Source organism: Dickeya lacustris (assembly GCF_029635795.1).
Lineage (GTDB): Bacteria > Pseudomonadota > Gammaproteobacteria > Enterobacterales > Enterobacteriaceae > Dickeya > Dickeya lacustris.
Genome location: NZ_CP114280.1, coordinates 201,559 through 218,685, shown reverse-complemented (window position 1 = coordinate 218,685; position 17,127 = coordinate 201,559). Strand labels below are relative to the sequence as shown.

Sequence of the window (17,127 nt, the reverse complement as noted above, 5' to 3'; positions counted from 1 at the left end):
ATAAATGGTCAGTTCACCCTATTTTCACCCGTATGGTGCTTTTTCATTCAATCTGGACGCTATTTTATGCTGTTTGTCCTCAAAAAATACATCGGAAGTCTGCTAATGCCGTTGCCATTGCTGCTGCTGATGATGGGGGGCGCGCTGGCGCTATTGTGGTTTTCCCGCAGGCAAAAAACGGCGCGGATTATCCTGAGCGCCAGTTGGCTGATGCTATTGCTATTGAGCCTGCAGCCGGTGGCCGATCGCCTGTTATTGCCGCTGGAGTCTCGCTACCCCACCTGGACTGCCGACATGCCACGGGTGAAATACATCGTGGTACTCGGCGGCGGTTACACCTTCAACCCGGCGTGGCCGCCAAGCGCAAACCTTATCAATAATAGTCTGGCCAGGGTGGCGGAGGGCGTCAGGTTATGGCATGCCAATCCCGGCTCAACGCTGATATTTACCGGCGCAGCGGCGCAAAATAACCCGATGACCAGCGCCCGTGTCGCCGCACAAGTCGCACTGAGTCTCGGTGTACCAGAACAGGCGATTCTGCGGGTCGATACCGCGAGGGATACAGAAGAGGAAGCGGCAGGGACACAGGCATTGGTCGGTAGCGCCCCTTTTCTGCTTGTCACCTCAGCCAACCATCTGCCGCGCGCGATCCGCTTTTTTCAAGCGCGTGGATTAAACCCGATGCCCGCTCCGGCCAATCAACTGGCGATTACCTCACCACTCAACCCGTGGGAGCGGCTTTTCCCCTCGCCGCTCTATCTTTCACACAGTGAACGCGCCTGGTATGAAGGGCTTGGTTTACTTTGGCAGCACCTCAACGCAGACGCATCGCCCCCCGCGTCTGGCGGCCAGATACCACCGCGATGACCTCGGTACAGCCCTGCCCATCACTCAAGCCAGGGCTGTAACTCACGAATAGCGGTATCGAACACGCCGCGATCGAGCTGGCCGGTATGAATATAACGGGAGACCGCAGCCCACAGCGTGTATAGCCAGCGGCGTCCAACGAAGGACTCTGCCAGCGGCGCTTGCTTGAGGTAGTGAAAAAACAGCTGCTCTGACATACCGGGTTCCTCACACAGGCGGAACAGGTCATACTCGCGCGGAGCCCATAGCATCATGCCGGGATTGATCATCGCGAGCAGTTGATCGGTGCGCGGGTCTTTGAGCATGCTGCGTAGCGTCAAATTGCCATGCACCAGCACGCAATCGTCATCAAAATCAGCAAACAGTGATGACAGACTCTGGCGCGAACGGTACAACACCGTGCGGTCTTGCTGCGTTAACTGTACCGCATTGACATTCATCAACGTTGCCCACAGCACTTCCAGACGCTGGCAATACCAGTCAGGCCAGGTGTTTTCCTGTGTACTATCGACCGTCCCCACGCAACCATGGCTGTCAATACGGTGCCAGGCCAGCAGATTTTCTACGATTTGATCGCGCAATAATTCCCAGCGCCCCGGTGAGCGCGAAGGTGCCTCCACCGACACCCCACGCAGCCGCTCAATCAGCAAGAGCTCTTTATACGGCGCCTGGTGTGTGATCACCATGCCGTAGACGGTCGGCAAACGGACGTCGCCTTCACGCGCCAACATGGTCAGCTTATAGGCCTCTTGCGCCGCAATACCCTGACAAATATAACTTTTTGCCAGCAATGGCATGGCATTACCTGAATTATCATATAACGCATAGAGGTGAGCATAAGGTTGCTCACTGATCCTCTCAAGCCGGCTGACAGACTCTCCCAGCACCGTACTCAATTCGGTCTTTAGCAGTTCCATAAGCAGTGGACTCCCACAGTTGCAGGCAACATCGCGCCTATGATGCGAGCAGGGAAGGATTATTTCTTCAATACAGATCAAAGAAAGCGGGATGGAGATGACTGCGCCAATATAAACATCGGCGGTACAGGAAAACCCCAGCGGCGTATCGAACGCCCCCACGCCTGAATCAACAGGCGCGAGGGCCTTGGGACATGCTGCAACTGCCACGATACCAATAATTGGCCTTCGGACGCAGAGTGCAGCACCAATGCGTGATTATTTCAGCTCAAAAGCGCCCAGATCCGGGGCGGTGCCTTTATAGGCGATTTTGACATCGCCACCTTTATCCACCATCCAGCTATCTGCCGCCAGATGCAGACTTTTCAACACCGGCAGACTGCCGTCAGCCTGACGTGCCGCATCCCAGCCCGTTGTGGATACGCCCTGGAATTCAGCATCAGAGATAACATTGTTAAAATTCCATGAGTTATAGCGCATATTCGCGCCATCGGTATATTGCAGTGACTGCGATTTGGCAGCATAAGAGACGTTATTACGCAACGTGCCCAATGAAACCGCATTACCACCGGCATCAATACCGCGCATGCTAAAGTTAACCGCATTCTGGAATGACGTGTTATTAAAGAAATCATTCGCTACCGGATGGTGATTCGCGTAAAAACCCGCCGCTTTATTCAGGAAGGCAACGGAATTACGTACCACATGTTTCGGGGCGTTGCTGACATACAGCGCGCCATACCCACCAGCCTTAAAGCCATTACCGTTACCGGCGGCCAACGACGTGGTCGTACCCGGCAAATAGCCGTGCGACCAGGCCCATGAGTTTTCAATCGTCACCGCCGAGTAAGCATTGATAAGGTCAAAACCATCATCAGAGTTTGACCAGGCACGGCATCCACTGAAGATATTGCCCGGCATGTCGGCGGCGATATGGGCACCAAATCCATCACCACTCTGCCCCGCGCCATTAGAGGTTAACGGGTCATAGTTATGGTGAGAATCAGTATTCAATACCGTGTTATAAGCACCGTTTTTCAAAAATAATCCGGTTCCCATAATGTGGTGAATGTTGAGTTGCTCAAACACGTTGTTGCTGCCATTAATCCACACGCCCCAGGATTCATGGTTCTTGTTGTTATTTTGCGGCACGCCGGTAATTTCTAATCCTTTCAGCGTGATCCAGCTTGCAACAACGTTAAAACCTTTCACGCGGCAGTCATCTTTCATCTGGCTGAAATCAAATACCGGTTTTTCACCCGTATACGCGACGTATTCAATACGCTTGCCAGACGTTCCGCTTTTGTTGAGCGTAATCGCATTCACAATATCCGTCTGGCTGGCACAACTGTTCAACCCGGCATTAAACGTGTAAGTACCGCCACGCACCCACAAGCGGTCGCCCGGTGCGAGCGTTTGTTGCGCGCGGGCAAAGGTTTTCCAGGGGGCCGCCTTGCTGCCATTGGCTGTATCGCTGCCATTAGGCGCCAGATAGAACTCGGCCGCCAGACTCTGCGCGGCCGTACCTGCTAACAGGCAACCAACCAATACGGGTAAAAACGTTTTTTTCACTTTCATTATGTTGCTCCATCCTTAGTCAATAAAAGTCAGTATATTCATCCTTTCCATATACCGGTGCGCATCAACGGCCATTATCCCCGTCACACCCAAACACGGGTATTCGGAAAAAGCGACAGAGGTGGTAAACCGTGCCGGATGAAAACCAGCAACGCCGCGAACAGGGGAAAAGACCGCAAAATAATAAGTCATGATGACCCTTTATGCATCCACGGCGGCTATTTTTCGCCTGATTACGCACATATTTATTAGTCACGCTATACCATTTCCTGAATAACAATATCTAAATGTGATTAGCATGAAGGCCATCATTGCTGAACAGCCGTCGTCTTCACACAAGCGGCCCAGCGTTCTGCTCTCGGGGTAATGGATGACGATGGTGAATGTACGTCGCCGCGCATAAAAAAAGCGCCTTGCCTACCGGCAACGCGCTGATAAAACACCCCGGATTATAAAACGTCTCGCCGTCTCTTCATCACCACTGCGTATTCGTCATCGCCATAGCGTATTCGCTGCAACAACGAATCTATTCACCGCACAATGTATTCCCCACACAATATATTTACTAAACGGTATATTCACTACGCAGCATATTCACTGCAATGGCGCAGGGCATTCTCTCTCATGGTCAATATGATGACGCCGCCATTATTGCTCTGACGCGCGCTAAATCTTCCGGGGTATCAACCCCCACGCTGGGCACTTCTTTGGCGACGGCAACATGAATCTTTTCGCCGTACCACAGCACACGCAACTGCTCGAGCATTTCGATTTTCTCAAGCTCGCTGGGCGCCCACCCCACATAGCGGCGGATAAAGCCCGCACGGTAGGCGTAGATACCGATATGGCGCAGGAAATGATTACCGATGATTTCACGCGATTGCGCAAAGCGATCGCGCTCCCAGGGAATGGTCGCGCGGGAAAAATAGAGTGCGTAACCCTGCGCATCCGTCACGACTTTCACCGCATTGGGGTTAAAAGCCTCTTCACTGTCGGTTATCGGAACAGCCAGCGTCGCCATTCCCGCCAGACTACCCGCCAGATTCTCAGCCACCTGGCGGATAATCACCGGTGGAATCAAGGGCTCGTCGCCTTGCACGTTGACGACAATCTCGTCATCCGCAAAGCGGTAATGCTCTATCACCTCAGCCAGACGTTCGGTGCCAGAACTGTGGTCAGGGCGGGTCATGCAGACTTCGCCACCAGCCTGCTCAATGGCGCGCGCTACATCGGTATGATCGGTCGCCACAATCACCCGGCTCGCGCCAGATTCACGCGCACGCTCCATCACATGCACGACCATCGGTTTACCCTGAATATCCGCCAGCGGTTTTCCCGGCAAGCGGGTCGAGGCATAGCGGGCAGGAATAATTGCGGTAAAGGTCATTTATTGCGCCATCTCGTCGGGAGTGAGTGTACGGGCTTCATTTTCCAACAGCACGGGAATACCGTCTCTTACCGGATACGCTAACCCTTCCGCCTTGCAAATCAGCTCTTGTTTTTCCTGATCAAAAACCAGTTTCCCATTACATACCGGACATGCCACGATTTCGAGCAAACGATGATCCATACTTCCTCCATCAAAAAGCGAGCCGTCTGAACCGCTGTCACTCTGCGTCCACATCGCTCGCTTTGCGATATTTTTCAATGGTTTGTGTTATTTTCTGTAACAATGACAAGGATGCGGGCGCGGGCAGCGTTGCATCAACCGGTAAATACCACCAATTGGCGCAAGCAAATGTACGGCATTTCACCGCATCTTTCTCTGTCATGATCAATGGCTGATGCCGATCCGTGGTCAGGGCCTGCAATTGCCGAGGTTGCCAATGTTGATGATCGGCAAACGCCACTTCTTGCACAAGCGTTGCACCTAACGACCGCAGCGTGGCAAAAAAGCGCGGCGGATGCCCGATGCCAGCCATCGCCACCAACGGTGAAAGCGAAGACACCGCACGGCGCTCCCCCGTGAGCAGGTTCACCGCCTCACGAGCGACCAGTTGCATCGGAATCTCTCCCGCCTCAGCCTGCCCGCCATTGGTAATCACCGCATCAACCGTTTTCAGGCGCGAGACCCGCTCCCGTAAAGGGCCTGCGGGCAACCACCATCCATTGCCGAAACGCCTTGCGCCGTCAACGACCACCAACTCTACATCACGAGCCAGTGCGTAATGTTGCAACCCATCATCCGTTATTACGATATCCAGCGGCTGGCGCGCCAGCAATGCCGCTATCGCCTCACGGCGCTTGGGTGCGACAGCCACTGCAGCACCGGTGCGCTGAAAAATCAGCACTGGCTCATCGCCCGCCTGTTGCGCCGTAACCTGCGAGGTCACGCACAGCGGGTAATGCTCGGCATGGCCGCCATACCCGCGCGACACCACACCGACACGATAGCCGCGCTGTTGCAGTTGCTCAACCAGCCAGATAACCACCGGTGTTTTGCCATTGCCGCCAGCAGTCAAATTGCCCACCACAACCACCGGTACAGGCGCGCGCCAGACCGGGCGCAAACCATAACGGTAACTCATGCGAATAAGGCCGCTTATCACGCCATAAAGCAACGACAATGGCAGCAGCAACCAATAAAGCCGTGAGCGCCCCGACCAGATACGTTCAATCATCGGCCAGACTCAGTCACGCGCCAAACTGCAACTTGTGTAGCTGGGCATAAGCGCCATTGCGCGCCAGCAAATCGTCATGTTGGCCGCGCTCAATAATCTGCCCCTCTTCAACCACCAGAATTTCATCGGCTTTTTCAATGGTAGAAAGACGATGCGCAATCACCAGTGCGGTACGGTTTTTCTGCAACTCATCCAGCGCAGCCTGAATCGCACGTTCAGATTCGGTATCCAATGCGGATGTCGCCTCATCAAGCAACAGGATGGGACAATCGCGCAATAACGCACGGGCAATAGCGATACGCTGGCGCTGACCACCGGATAGCAGCACGCCATTCTCGCCAATTACGGTATCCATGCCGTGTTCCAGCTTACTAATGAAATCCATGGCATGGGCCATTTTTGCCGCCCGTTCAATGTCTTCGCGGCTGTAGCGGTCGCCACAGGCATAGGCAATGTTATTGGCAATCGTATCGTTGAACAGATGCACATTTTGTGAAACCAGCGCAACCTGGCTGCGCAGCGATGCCAGCGAATACTCTCGCAGATCGTGCCCGTCTACCAGAATACTCCCCGCTTGAATGTCATAAAAACGGGTAATGAGATTGGCAATGGTCGATTTTCCAGACCCAGAACGCCCAACCAGTGCGACGGTTTTGCCCGGCGGGATATGCAGATTAATGTTTTTCAGCGCCAGCGACTCTTTACCTGGATACGCAAAGTCAACATTCTGGAACACGATATCGCCTTTCGACTGCTGCAATACCCGGGTTCCGGTGTCCTTCTCTTGTTCCAAATCCAGAATGGTAAACAGCGTCTGGCAAGCTGCCATACCGCGCTGGAACTGGGAATTGACGTTAGTGAGCGACTTCAATGGCCGCATCAGCGTAAACATGGAGGAAAACACGACGGTAATCGTCCCGGCCGTCAACGTTTCCATGACCGATGGGAAGCTTGCGGCATACAATACAAACGCCAGCGCCAACGAAGCGATAAGCTGGACCACAGGATCAGAAATGGAGGAGGCTGACACCATTTTCATGCCCTGCTGGCGCATGCGATTGCTCACCTCATCAAAGCGTTCAACCTCAACTTTCTGACCGCCGAAGATCAGCACTTCTTTGTGCCCTTTCAGCATCTGTTCGGCGCTTGTCGTCACCAAACCCATGGTGTTTTGCATGTTCTTACTGATACTGCGAAAACGCTTTGACACCACGCGCATACTGTAAGAAACAATCGGTGCAATCAGAACCAGAATCAGCGACAGTTGCCAGCTATACCAAAACATCAGTACAAACAGACCCAGAATTGACGCCCCTTCCCTGACAACCGTCACCAACGCGTTAGACGACGATGAGGCAACCTGCTCTGAATCATAGGTAATGCGTGAAAGTAAGGTGCCGGTAGATTGCTGGTCAAAGAAGGAGACCGGCATGCCCATAATGTGACTGAACAGGCGACGGCGCATATTCATCACCACTTTGCCAGACACCCAGGCGACACAATAACTGGAGATATAGCTGGAGATCCCGCGCATAATCATCAGCCCGATGATAGCCAGCGGCATCCACACCAACACACTGCGATCGGCTTTGCCAAACCCGTCATCTAACAGCGGTTTTAGCAGTGACAGCATTAACGTATCGCCAGCGGCGTTAATCACCAGCGCCACCGCTGCGACGGCAAGCCCGGCTTTAAAAGGAGCGATCATCGGCCATAGGCGACGAAATGTCTGCCAGGTGGAGAGATCTTTATCATTCATCATGCAATAAACCTGAGCTTTTGATAAACAGCCGCATATATTACTCGTTATCCTCACCCGCGCCAAACCACCGATGATACCAGCGAGGCGATATTTCCCCCCTGTAGCGCAATATTTGTATGTCATCGGTGAAAAAACGCACACTCAATTGACCGCTATGGGCAGTATCACGCCACGCTATCCCCATTTGGCGATAACGCTGCGTCACGCGTCTTGCCGGTAAGCGCCACGGGTTATAGCGAGAATTGGATGACATAACCCAGTCTGCCCCCACCGCGCGTAAAAATGGTGCCGATGATGAGGTATTACTGCCATGATGAGGCACTTGCAGAATGTCGGCCGCTAAAGCGTGACGCTGCGTTTTCAACAGCCTTGCCTCATCCTCCTGCTCTAAATCACCGGTCAGCAATACACTGTAGCGCCCGTCGTCTACCCGGATCACACACGAATCATGGTTGCCTGCATTCACCGCCCGCACCGGCGGCCACAGTACGCGAAATGTCAGCCCCTGCCAGCGCCAGCTTTCCCCCGTTACACAAGGCCGATGGGTAGCATCATACTGCGAGCTGTACACCGGTATCTGAGGGTAGACCGCTTGTAGCGTTGCCCATCCACCACGATGGTCAAGGTGGCTATGGCTAATAACGACCCCTTGTAATTGCAGCCCCCGCCATTTTAGATACGGCAAAATCTCCCGACTGGCGCTTTCGCCACCTTCCCAACTGGGGCCGGTATCATAAAGCCAGGCCTTGCCATTTCGCTCAATCACGATGGCCAAACCGTGCCCGATATCCAGCATGTCTACCCGCCATGATGGCGCATGCGGCTTTGGGCGCAGCAGCATCACCAGAATCAACGCCAGCACACTCAGCGGGTAGGTTCTCCACCAGCCGAAGCGCCAGATAATCACTGCCGCCCACCCTGCGACACTCGCACTGACTAGCGTTTGTCCTAAAGGCAACCACCCCGGCGGCAACGTCACCAGCGGTGCGAAAACCAGCGCCAACGATCGGTCGGCCAGCCACCATACCCCCTGTGCAACACCGGGTGCCCACATCAGCAACAGCGCTATCAATATAAGCGGGGTCGTTATCAGCGAGACCAGCGGCACCGCCCAGAGATTGGCAGGCAATGCACTCATGCTTATCCCCTGGAATAACAGAATTTGCAGTGGCATCAACAACAGCATCATACCCAGTTGCACATGTAACCCACGTAACCAGAACCAGCGCTTACGTCGCTGCATCGACACCGGTAACGGCACCCATTGATACCAAAAGATCAGTGAAGCAACCGCCAGCGCCGATAGCCAAAAGCTGTCAGACAGCACACTGAGCGGGTCGAAAACCAATACCAACGCGAGACACCACAACCACACCTGCCAGGAAGACACCGACACATGACATAATCGCAACACTGTCCAACATGATAGCGCCAGCGCCGCTCTCACCGCTGGTGGGTTGCCTCCGGCGAGCCATACATAACTCCATGCCAATACCCATCCACACCACAAGGGAAAAACATGCTGTATCCGGTGAACGGGCAACAACATTTGCACAGCCCTTGCCACTCCAAAGCCAAACAACGCAGCCAGCGCAATGTGTAAACCAGAGATAGCCATCAGATGCAGTGTCCCCGTCTGGCGTAACACGTCTAACACCGGGGCATCAACCCTCTCCATTTCGCCCACCGCCAACGCCAGTATGATCGCGTGCCATGGCAGTGTTTGGGTTTGTTGTTCAACTACTGTGACCAGTGATTGGCGGGCGCCACATGCCGATGACACGGGTTCGGCAGACAACACGCGCGCCGTCAGCGGTTGTGCTTTTGCCAACGCCCAGCGCTGGCGATCAAACCCACCTTCATTTAACCGGCTATGTACCGGGCGCATACTCAGGCGTAGTATCCAGCGCTGCCCGCCACACCAGTTTTGCATCATCGATGGGAGCGTCACACGTGCGAAAATAGGTGGGAACACCCACTCATCGTCTATTTTTGATAGCCTGACCACGGCATGACTTGCCTCCGCCTGATTAAATCTCACGCTCTCTATGCGCACTTGGGCGACAACCGGGCGTTGGGTTAGTTGGTCAATCTGATTCATCATCACCCTACCGTTATAAAGACTCCAACACAGGCTCAACGCCATAAGGCCCACCGCAGAGAAGCGTGTTCGGATAAGCCACAACAGCGGAACACCCCACAACAAGGCGCGTTCATTGGGCAACTCTGGCAGAAACAGCAGCACTAACGGGCCGCTGACGCCGATAACCGCCAGGTGATTGAGTGACAGTCTGATAGCTCACCTCCCTTTCACCCCCATAGTCGGGTGATGATTGCGCAGGAACTTTGCCAACCGGCATTAATTAAGGCGAGACGAGAGTGAAGAACCAGGAAGCGGGTACGCAAAAAAAAACGTATCGCCATACGATGACATCAAAAATTGCGAAGCCGCTCGCTATGTATAGCGCCAGAAAAGGAACCTGATTGACGGGCTCACGGCATAAACAGGATGCTGTGCATATCAGCAATACCGAACACTATCGGCAATGGCAGCAAGCATGGCCGCTGAGGTAAACGAGATGAAGGGACTGAGGGAAAAGACACCAGGGCCAGAGCAGGCCCTGATGATAAACGGCACGATTTTACTTTGTTTCTACCGGGGCTTTGATTTCACCCATTTCTTTAATACGGCGAGACAATTCGCGGCGCTCTTTTGAAAGCTCAGCATTTTTGATGATGTATTCATCAACGCGGTCTTCATAGTCACTGCGCATATTGGCAATAATATTCTGGATATCCTCAATGGACATACCCGGCTTAATATATTCACTCAGGTTATCTAACAGCAGCACGCGCTTCTGGTTATCACGGACTTTCTTTTCATTGTCCGTAATTTCGCGCTGCAACTTGTTTTTACGACGGAACATACGCACAAATTCCAGCACATCCTGGAAACATGGCTTAGTGTTACCTTTATCCATTTTTCTACCCTTCATTAACTGTCAAAATTCGTTATGCGCAAAACGCCTGCGCTAACCATACCGCTTTGCTACCCCCGCCGACAAGGGTGTTTTCCCCAATCTCGGGTGCAATCGTTGTCTTTATGTGCACCACGTCACCCCTTGTCATAGCGGAACCTGACTCGATTCAACACGATAAGACCATAAGGGTATCCATGATTCCAACTTCTGCCCGCAGCACGGATGGTTTACCATGAGTACCCTGTACTATTCGCCCGCATCCGTGAGTAAAATCGCGCCTTATCCGATTTCAGGCCACAGAGAGACAACGTGCATCATTCACATACCGAGCCCAGTTTTTTCATCCACGATTATGAGACCTTTGGCAAACACCCCGCTAAAGATCGCCCCGCGCAATTTGCCGGTGTTCGTACCGATCTGAATTTCAACGTCATCGGTGAGCCGGAAGTGTTTTATTGCCAACCTTCCGATGATTATCTGCCCGATCCGCAGGCGGTGATGATTACCGGGATCACCCCGCAGATAGCAAAAGCACGCGGTATCCGGGAAGCCGAATTCGCCCAGCGCATACATGCGCTTTTCAGTGTGCCCGGCACCTGCATTATGGGATACAACAATATTCGGTTTGACGATGAAGTCAGTCGTAACCTGTTCTACCGCAATTTTCTCGATCCTTATGCCTATAGCTGGCAGCACGGCAACTCGCGCTGGGATTTGTTGGATATGCTGCGAGCCTGCTATGCGCTGCGGCCAGAGGGTATCATTTGGCCGGAAAATGATGAGGGCTTTCCAAGTTTCAGGCTGGAACACCTGACTCGCGCCAATAACATTGAACACACGCACGCTCACGATGCCATGTCCGATGTGTATGCCACCATCGCCATGGCTCGTCTGCTGAAACAGTCCCAACCGAAATTATTCGATTACCTTTATCAGTTACGGAACAAGAACAAGGTCAATGCGTTAATCGATATTCCCAACATGAAACCGTTGGTGCATGTTTCCGGCATGTTTGGTGCTACGCGCGGCAACACCAGTTGGATTGTTCCTCTGGCCTGGCACCCGGAGAACCGCAATGCGGTTATCGTCTGTGATTTGGCGGGCGATATTGCGCCGCTGTTGGAGTTGAGCGCTGATGAGTTAAGAAACCGCCTTTATACCCGTCGTGCGCTGTTGGCGGAAAGCGAATCACCAGTGCCGATTAAACTGGTGCATATAAATAAATGCCCGGTGCTCGCCCCCGCCAGTACATTACGCCCGGAAGATGCAGAGCGACTGGGTATCGACAGGCAACACTGCCTGAATAACCTGCAACGCTTACGACAACATCATGAGGTGCGAGAAAAAGTGGTGGCGCTTTTCGCCGAGGCTGCGCCTTATGCCGGAGAAAATGATGTAGACCTACAACTCTATAACGGTTTTTTCGGCGATGCAGACCGCGCGGCCATGGCCATTATTCGTACCACCTCGGCGCAACATCTGCCTGCATTACATCTCAACTTCGTCGATGGGCGCATAGAAGAGCTACTCTTTCGCTATCGTGCCCGCAATTACCCCGGCACGCTTGATGAATCGGAGCAACAGCGCTGGCTGGCTCATCGGCGAGACGTGTTCACGCCTGAGCGCCTGAACGCCTACTCACAATCGTTGGATGAGCTCTACCAACTGCATGCCGGAGATGAGAGCAAACAGCTACTGCTCAAGGCGCTATTTAACTACGCACAAAAGGTGCTGGCATAGCCGCACAAACAACAGGCTCCCGCAGGAGCCTGTTATCGCATTAGCGGAAAACTCGGCCAGTTAGTTAGGCTAAATCCTCGTTATACTGCGGCACTGGCTGTCTGAAACTGCGCGTAACGAAAGCCAGATACAGCAGGCCGACGGCAGCCCACACCAGTCCAAGCGTCATCGAGGTGCGTTCCAGATTCAACCACAACGCACCAACGGTCAGCGCCCCCATCACCGGAAGAATCAGGTAATTCAGCGTATCCTTCAGCGTCTTGTTGCGGCGTTCGCGAATATAGAACTGCGAAATGACAGACAGATTCACAAAACTAAACGCAACCAATGCACCAAAGTTGATTAATGCGGTAGCCGTCACTAAATCGAATGAAATCGCGGAGAGCGCAATCACGCCGACCAAGAGCACATTCAGTGCCGGGGTGCGCCAGTTCGGGTGCACATAGCCAAAGAAACGCTCAGGGAAGACGCCGTCACGTCCCATCACATACATCAAGCGTGATACCCCTGCATGCGCCGCCATCCCCGAGGCCAACACCGTGACGCAAGAGAAAATCAGAATACCAAACTGGAAGGCTTTCCCTGCAACATAGAGCATGATTTCCGGTTGGGAAGCATCCGGGTGCTTAAAGCGCGAAATATCCGGGAAGTAGAGTTGCAGAAAATAAGAAACAACAATGAAAATCACCCCGCCAATCAGCGCCGTCAGGAAAATCGCCTTCGGGATCACGCGGCCTGCGTCCTTGGTTTCTTCTGACAATGAACTGATGCCATCAAAGCCAAGGAAGGAGAAGCACAGGATAGTCGCACCGGTAATCATCGGCACCACATGAGACTCTGGCGTCCAGAACGGACGACTGCTCACCAGCGTTCCAGCACCTTCGCCATGCGCAACCCCGTAGATAACCATACTGGTGATGGCAACCATGACAGCGACCTGAAGCACCACAATCAGGCTGTTGAAATTAGCAACAGTTTTAATGCCACGCAGGTTGGAAAGCGTCATGAAACTCACCAGTAACACCACGAACATCCACGATGGGATCTCAGGGATCAGGGTTTCAAAATAGATTTTCGCCAGCAGAATATTGATCATCGGCATGAACAGGTAATCCAGCAGCGATGACCACCCCACCATGAACCCAACCGTCGGGCTAATGGCTTTTTGCGCATAGGTATACGCAGAACCCGCAGACGGGAAGCGGCGAACCAGCTTACCGTAACTGAGTGCGGTAAATAGAATGGCGACTAATGCAAACGCGTAGGCTGTGGCGACATGGCCATCCGTCAGCCCAGAAACGATACCGAACGTATCAAATAATGTCATCGGCTGCATATAGGCTAATCCCATCATCACGACCGGGACCAGTGTCAGCGTTTTGCGTAATTGTACGCGAGACGTTGCCGGGGCAGTTGTATCAGTTGTCATGGCGTAAGGCTCCGTGGAAAACGACGGTCACATCAGCAGCGCGCGCTGCCAGGGTCATCATCGGTGAAGTCACCGGATATTCACTTATCCCAAAGAGGGTGGGAGACGTCGCCTCAACCTCAGGTTGAGCAATAGCTTCTCCCGGCACAGACCACGCCAGCATGGCCATTTCGTGACTGTGCCAACCGGCAGGCACCGGCTCCAAAACAACAGTTTGCCCCATTCATGTCTCTCTTTAATTCGACGTTGCGCTATCGCAGACGTTTTACTGGTATCTGTCCGGCGTTTGCAACGCCAGCCTCTTGCGTGATGTACAAAAAAATAACCGACGTTTTCAAAGAAACGTCGGTTTTTTCAGGGCGCGTATTTTGCCCCAGTCAGCAACCAGAGACAAGACCTGCGAAGGGTTCCAGCCTGATTTTTCCCATCAATTTTCGTCGATTAACGCAGTCGTTTACGCTTTTCGTTCTGATCCAGCTCCAGCTCTGTGATCACTTGCTGAAGCCCTCGTTCCTGAACGGCGGTTAATGACACAAATTTGAAACTCAATCGCTCAATTTGCCTTACATCACCCTTACCATCGAGCACCTTGGTTGTTGCGTGATTAACAAATTGTAAATCCAGGCAAAATTGCCCATAACTGGCTAAATCGACATCAACGCTTTTTAGCACCATGCCGGGCTTAAATTGCGCCACCGTGTCTTTATTATCGGTATACATGCTCAATCCGCCGAGCGACAGATCTTTGAGGCTAAACTCGAACTGGTTGTTATCTGGCAATTCACCGCGACACATCATCGGCGGCCAGGCAGGGGAATTAATGCGGAAAAAGTTACGGCGTTGAATGTTATACAGCACATCCGGGATCGCCGCGCAAAAGGCGGGCAAATCATCGTATTCATCAGCTCTGATGATAGTGGAGCGGAACTCTATCTTGGCACCGGCACTTTCAGCCATAAACTCAAGCTCTCCGGCAAAGAGCGCACGGCTATTCTCACGCTCAAGCGCACCCAGGTCGAACAAAAACTCATCCTCGTCTGCATCGACCGACAGGATCTTGCTAATGAACTGACCATGGGTGTGATATACCACAATCGTAGTATCTTGTTTTTGCAGTCCGCGCAACGTGGCGCAAATCGCCATTTTATTGCGTCTGGCGAACTGTTCTTTCGTATTGTTATCCACTACATCCATCCCCACCGTTAATTGAATGGTTAACGCATCAATCCGTGTCCCTGAGTTCCCAGGATACAGCATGGCACTAGTATCGACAGATGTGCAATCGACTTTAGCGCTATTGCGACTTTCGTTTGCTGCAACAAAAACAGATTGCGCAATTTTTTATCAATAAAAAGAATAACGTGGGATAAAGGCTGCAATAGCCGTGCGCCGTTTGGCTCACACTGGCGATACAAAAAAATAATGATGAACGGAAATACCAACGACCAACAGCGCCACCACGGTGGTTCAGCGCTGGTAGTTATCTGAATAAAAGTGTGAATAAAAATCTGAATAGACGTTTGAACAGCAGCGTGGCGAGCGAAATACCGGGGAAAACCCTGTTACGTTTCACCTCCGCGCGAAAATCTACCCTGCGCGGCAACGGCGACGTATCACGAGCTATCACCACATGCAAAACGAAACGATGTGGCTGGAAAAACAGCAGCCGTGGGATGGCACAACCGAAACAGCGCTTGTCTGCCGCCCCTGTTCACGCCTATCTTTTGTGCAAGCGCCATACCTTTGCGGTAATGCCCTTGCGATATTGCAGCACCACAGCCGGTATTACCGTACCGCCAGCAGATTCCCCTACCGCAAGGGAATTACACCGCCGGATAACCGGCCAGCAGCCAGGTCAGTGCCAGCAGATCGGCACTGCCGCCCGGACTCAGGTTTTGCGCAATCAGCGTCCTGTCCATCGCCTCAAGCCCCGCCACCGTCACCCCGGCGGATAACTGCTCCCGCGCCAGACGCTGCACCAGCGACAACCCCGCCAGCCCGCCGCGCGACACCACGTTGGTATCGCCGTTCTGCGCCATCAGCACCACCAGCGTGTGCAGCAGCGCCTCGCGCTCCGGCACACCCCGCGCGCGCGCCGCCAGGTACGCCGGCAGGCTGTAGCGCCGCACCGTGGCAAAGCCGCTCGCCGCCTCACCCCGCGCCCCCGTCAGCCCGTGCTCACGGTACAACCGCTCACCCGCCGTCACCGCCGTGCTGCCACCGGCCAGCTCCGTTTCCACCAGCCCCGCGCTCATCTGCGCCACGCTGCCACACAGCGATGCGCGGCTCAGGCGCTCGCCGCGCCCCGCCAGCCAGCCCGCCGCGCTGCACACCAGACCAAAGGCGAAAATACCGCCCTTGTGCGTGTTCACCCCGCCTGTCGCCGCCTGCATCGCCTGCTCCGCCGCCAGCCCCACCGGGCGCACCCGCGCCAGCAGCTGCGACAGCGGCAGGTGGCGATGCTGCCAGCCGGCGGCAGTAAAGCGCGCAAACCACGGCGACAGCGCCGCAATGCTCGCCTCGAACGTGCCCATGTCCATGTCGCGGTGCGCGCCGCTGTTGGCCGCGTCCACCAGCCCCGGCTTCGGCGTCAGCTCCACCTCGTGCGTCAGCGCCGCCACCACCCGCCGGTGGATGTCCGGCAACCCGCCCGGCTCATCCACCTCGCCGGTCAGCGCCTCAGCGACCGTCAAACCAGCCATGCAGCCGCTCCTCTATGGCCGCCAGCACCTCGGGCAGAGGGTGACGTCTTGAGCGGGAACAGGCATGCGCCGCTTCATCGCACAGCAGGCAGCGACGCGGCCCGTGCGCCAGCAATATCCGGCTCACCACCCCGGTCTGCGGCCCCAGCACATCGAAGTCCCACAGCCGCCCCAGCGGGTGTTGCTCTTCCACGGCTATCAACGCGGCTTTCACACTCAGGGCGTCTTTTTCGACAACCCACAAGGCTTCTGCCCCTGTCGCCAACCAGTGCAACTGCTGTTCGCTCACCGTCCAGCCCCGCGCACGGCACAGGTCATCCAGCTCCGACAGCGCCTGAATCATCGCCTGGCGATACAGCGGCGTATCTTTCACCGGCCCCGGTGTGACCAGCGTCAGCGATATCACGGTCTGCCCGTAACGCGCCAGCAGTGCCTGCTGACGGGCATGACGCTGCTCTTTTGCCGCCAGTACCGCTGTCAGCCCGGCGTGCGCCGGGCTCTCTGTCAGGATTGTCTCACACATACGCCCG

The 17,127-nt window shown here is 54.2% G+C and carries 15 protein-coding genes; 2 read left to right on the top strand and 13 right to left on the bottom strand.

All coding sequences use genetic code 11. The features are described 5' to 3' along the window. Window positions 1-66 precede the first annotated feature (66 nt). Window positions 67-867 carry an envelope biogenesis factor ElyC gene (elyC, locus tag O1Q98_RS00960; protein ID WP_125259373.1) on the top strand — a complete coding sequence of 267 codons (801 nt, stop codon included), beginning with the start codon at window positions 67-69 and terminating at the stop codon, window positions 865-867. Window positions 868-887: 20 nt separating this feature from the next. Here elyC and O1Q98_RS00955 read toward each other — a convergent pair whose 3' ends face one another. The 8 genes from O1Q98_RS00955 to O1Q98_RS00920 form a co-directional block, all read right to left on the bottom strand. Next, on the bottom strand, window positions 888-1,784 hold the full coding sequence (locus O1Q98_RS00955; protein ID WP_125259372.1) for a YcbJ family phosphotransferase: 897 nt from the start codon (window positions 1,782-1,784) through the stop codon (window positions 888-890). Window positions 1,785-2,042: 258 nt separating this feature from the next. After that, window positions 2,043-3,362, bottom strand: a complete 1,320-nt coding sequence (gene pelN, locus O1Q98_RS00950; protein WP_125259371.1) for a pectate lyase PelN — start codon at window positions 3,360-3,362, stop codon at window positions 2,043-2,045. Between the two features lie 628 nt (window positions 3,363-3,990). After that, window positions 3,991-4,749, bottom strand: a complete 759-nt coding sequence (gene kdsB, locus O1Q98_RS00945; protein ID WP_125259370.1) for a 3-deoxy-manno-octulosonate cytidylyltransferase — start codon at window positions 4,747-4,749, stop codon at window positions 3,991-3,993. After that, window positions 4,750-4,932, bottom strand: coding sequence for a Trm112 family protein (locus O1Q98_RS00940; protein WP_125259369.1), 183 nt, complete (start codon window positions 4,930-4,932; stop codon window positions 4,750-4,752). It abuts the gene before it with no gap. A 37-nt stretch (window positions 4,933-4,969) separates the two neighbouring features. Beyond that, on the bottom strand, window positions 4,970-5,983 hold the full coding sequence (lpxK, locus tag O1Q98_RS00935) for a tetraacyldisaccharide 4'-kinase (RefSeq protein WP_125259368.1): 1,014 nt from the start codon (window positions 5,981-5,983) through the stop codon (window positions 4,970-4,972). Between the two features lie 13 nt (window positions 5,984-5,996). Continuing rightward, window positions 5,997-7,745, bottom strand: coding sequence for a lipid A ABC transporter ATP-binding protein/permease MsbA (gene msbA / locus O1Q98_RS00930; RefSeq protein WP_125259367.1), 1,749 nt, complete (start codon window positions 7,743-7,745; stop codon window positions 5,997-5,999). A 37-nt stretch (window positions 7,746-7,782) separates the two neighbouring features. Beyond that, window positions 7,783-9,990, bottom strand: a complete 2,208-nt coding sequence (locus O1Q98_RS00925; protein WP_278142605.1) for a ComEC family protein — start codon at window positions 9,988-9,990, stop codon at window positions 7,783-7,785. 397 nt (window positions 9,991-10,387) lie between these two features. Further along, complete coding sequence (locus O1Q98_RS00920) at window positions 10,388-10,726, bottom strand: DUF496 family protein (RefSeq protein ID WP_125259365.1); 339 nt, start codon at window positions 10,724-10,726, stop codon at window positions 10,388-10,390. 309 nt (window positions 10,727-11,035) lie between these two features. Here O1Q98_RS00920 and sbcB point away from each other — a divergent pair, with 309 nt between their 5' ends. Continuing rightward, complete coding sequence (gene sbcB / locus O1Q98_RS00915) at window positions 11,036-12,466, top strand: exodeoxyribonuclease I (RefSeq protein ID WP_125259364.1); 1,431 nt, start codon at window positions 11,036-11,038, stop codon at window positions 12,464-12,466. A 64-nt stretch (window positions 12,467-12,530) separates the two neighbouring features. Here the strand turns inward: sbcB and O1Q98_RS00910 are convergent, their stop codons facing one another. The 5 genes from O1Q98_RS00910 to citX all read right to left on the bottom strand — a co-directional run bounded on the left by O1Q98_RS00910 (window position 12,531) and on the right by citX (window position 17,120). Continuing rightward, window positions 12,531-13,895, bottom strand: a complete 1,365-nt coding sequence (locus O1Q98_RS00910; RefSeq protein ID WP_125259363.1) for an APC family permease — start codon at window positions 13,893-13,895, stop codon at window positions 12,531-12,533. Beyond that, window positions 13,885-14,118, bottom strand: coding sequence for a hypothetical protein (locus O1Q98_RS00905; protein WP_125259362.1), 234 nt, complete (start codon window positions 14,116-14,118; stop codon window positions 13,885-13,887). The genes O1Q98_RS00910 and O1Q98_RS00905 overlap by 11 nt, the downstream gene beginning before the upstream one ends. Before the next feature lie 218 nt (window positions 14,119-14,336). Further along, window positions 14,337-15,089, bottom strand: a complete 753-nt coding sequence (locus O1Q98_RS00900; protein ID WP_125259412.1) for a flagellar brake protein — start codon at window positions 15,087-15,089, stop codon at window positions 14,337-14,339. Between the two features lie 629 nt (window positions 15,090-15,718). Then, on the bottom strand, window positions 15,719-16,597 hold the full coding sequence (gene citG / locus O1Q98_RS00895; protein WP_278142599.1) for a triphosphoribosyl-dephospho-CoA synthase CitG: 879 nt from the start codon (window positions 16,595-16,597) through the stop codon (window positions 15,719-15,721). After that, on the bottom strand, window positions 16,575-17,120 hold the full coding sequence (gene citX / locus O1Q98_RS00890) for a citrate lyase holo-[acyl-carrier protein] synthase (protein ID WP_125261338.1): 546 nt from the start codon (window positions 17,118-17,120) through the stop codon (window positions 16,575-16,577). Before citX ends, citG begins: the two co-directional genes overlap by 23 nt. Window positions 17,121-17,127 lie beyond the last annotated feature (7 nt).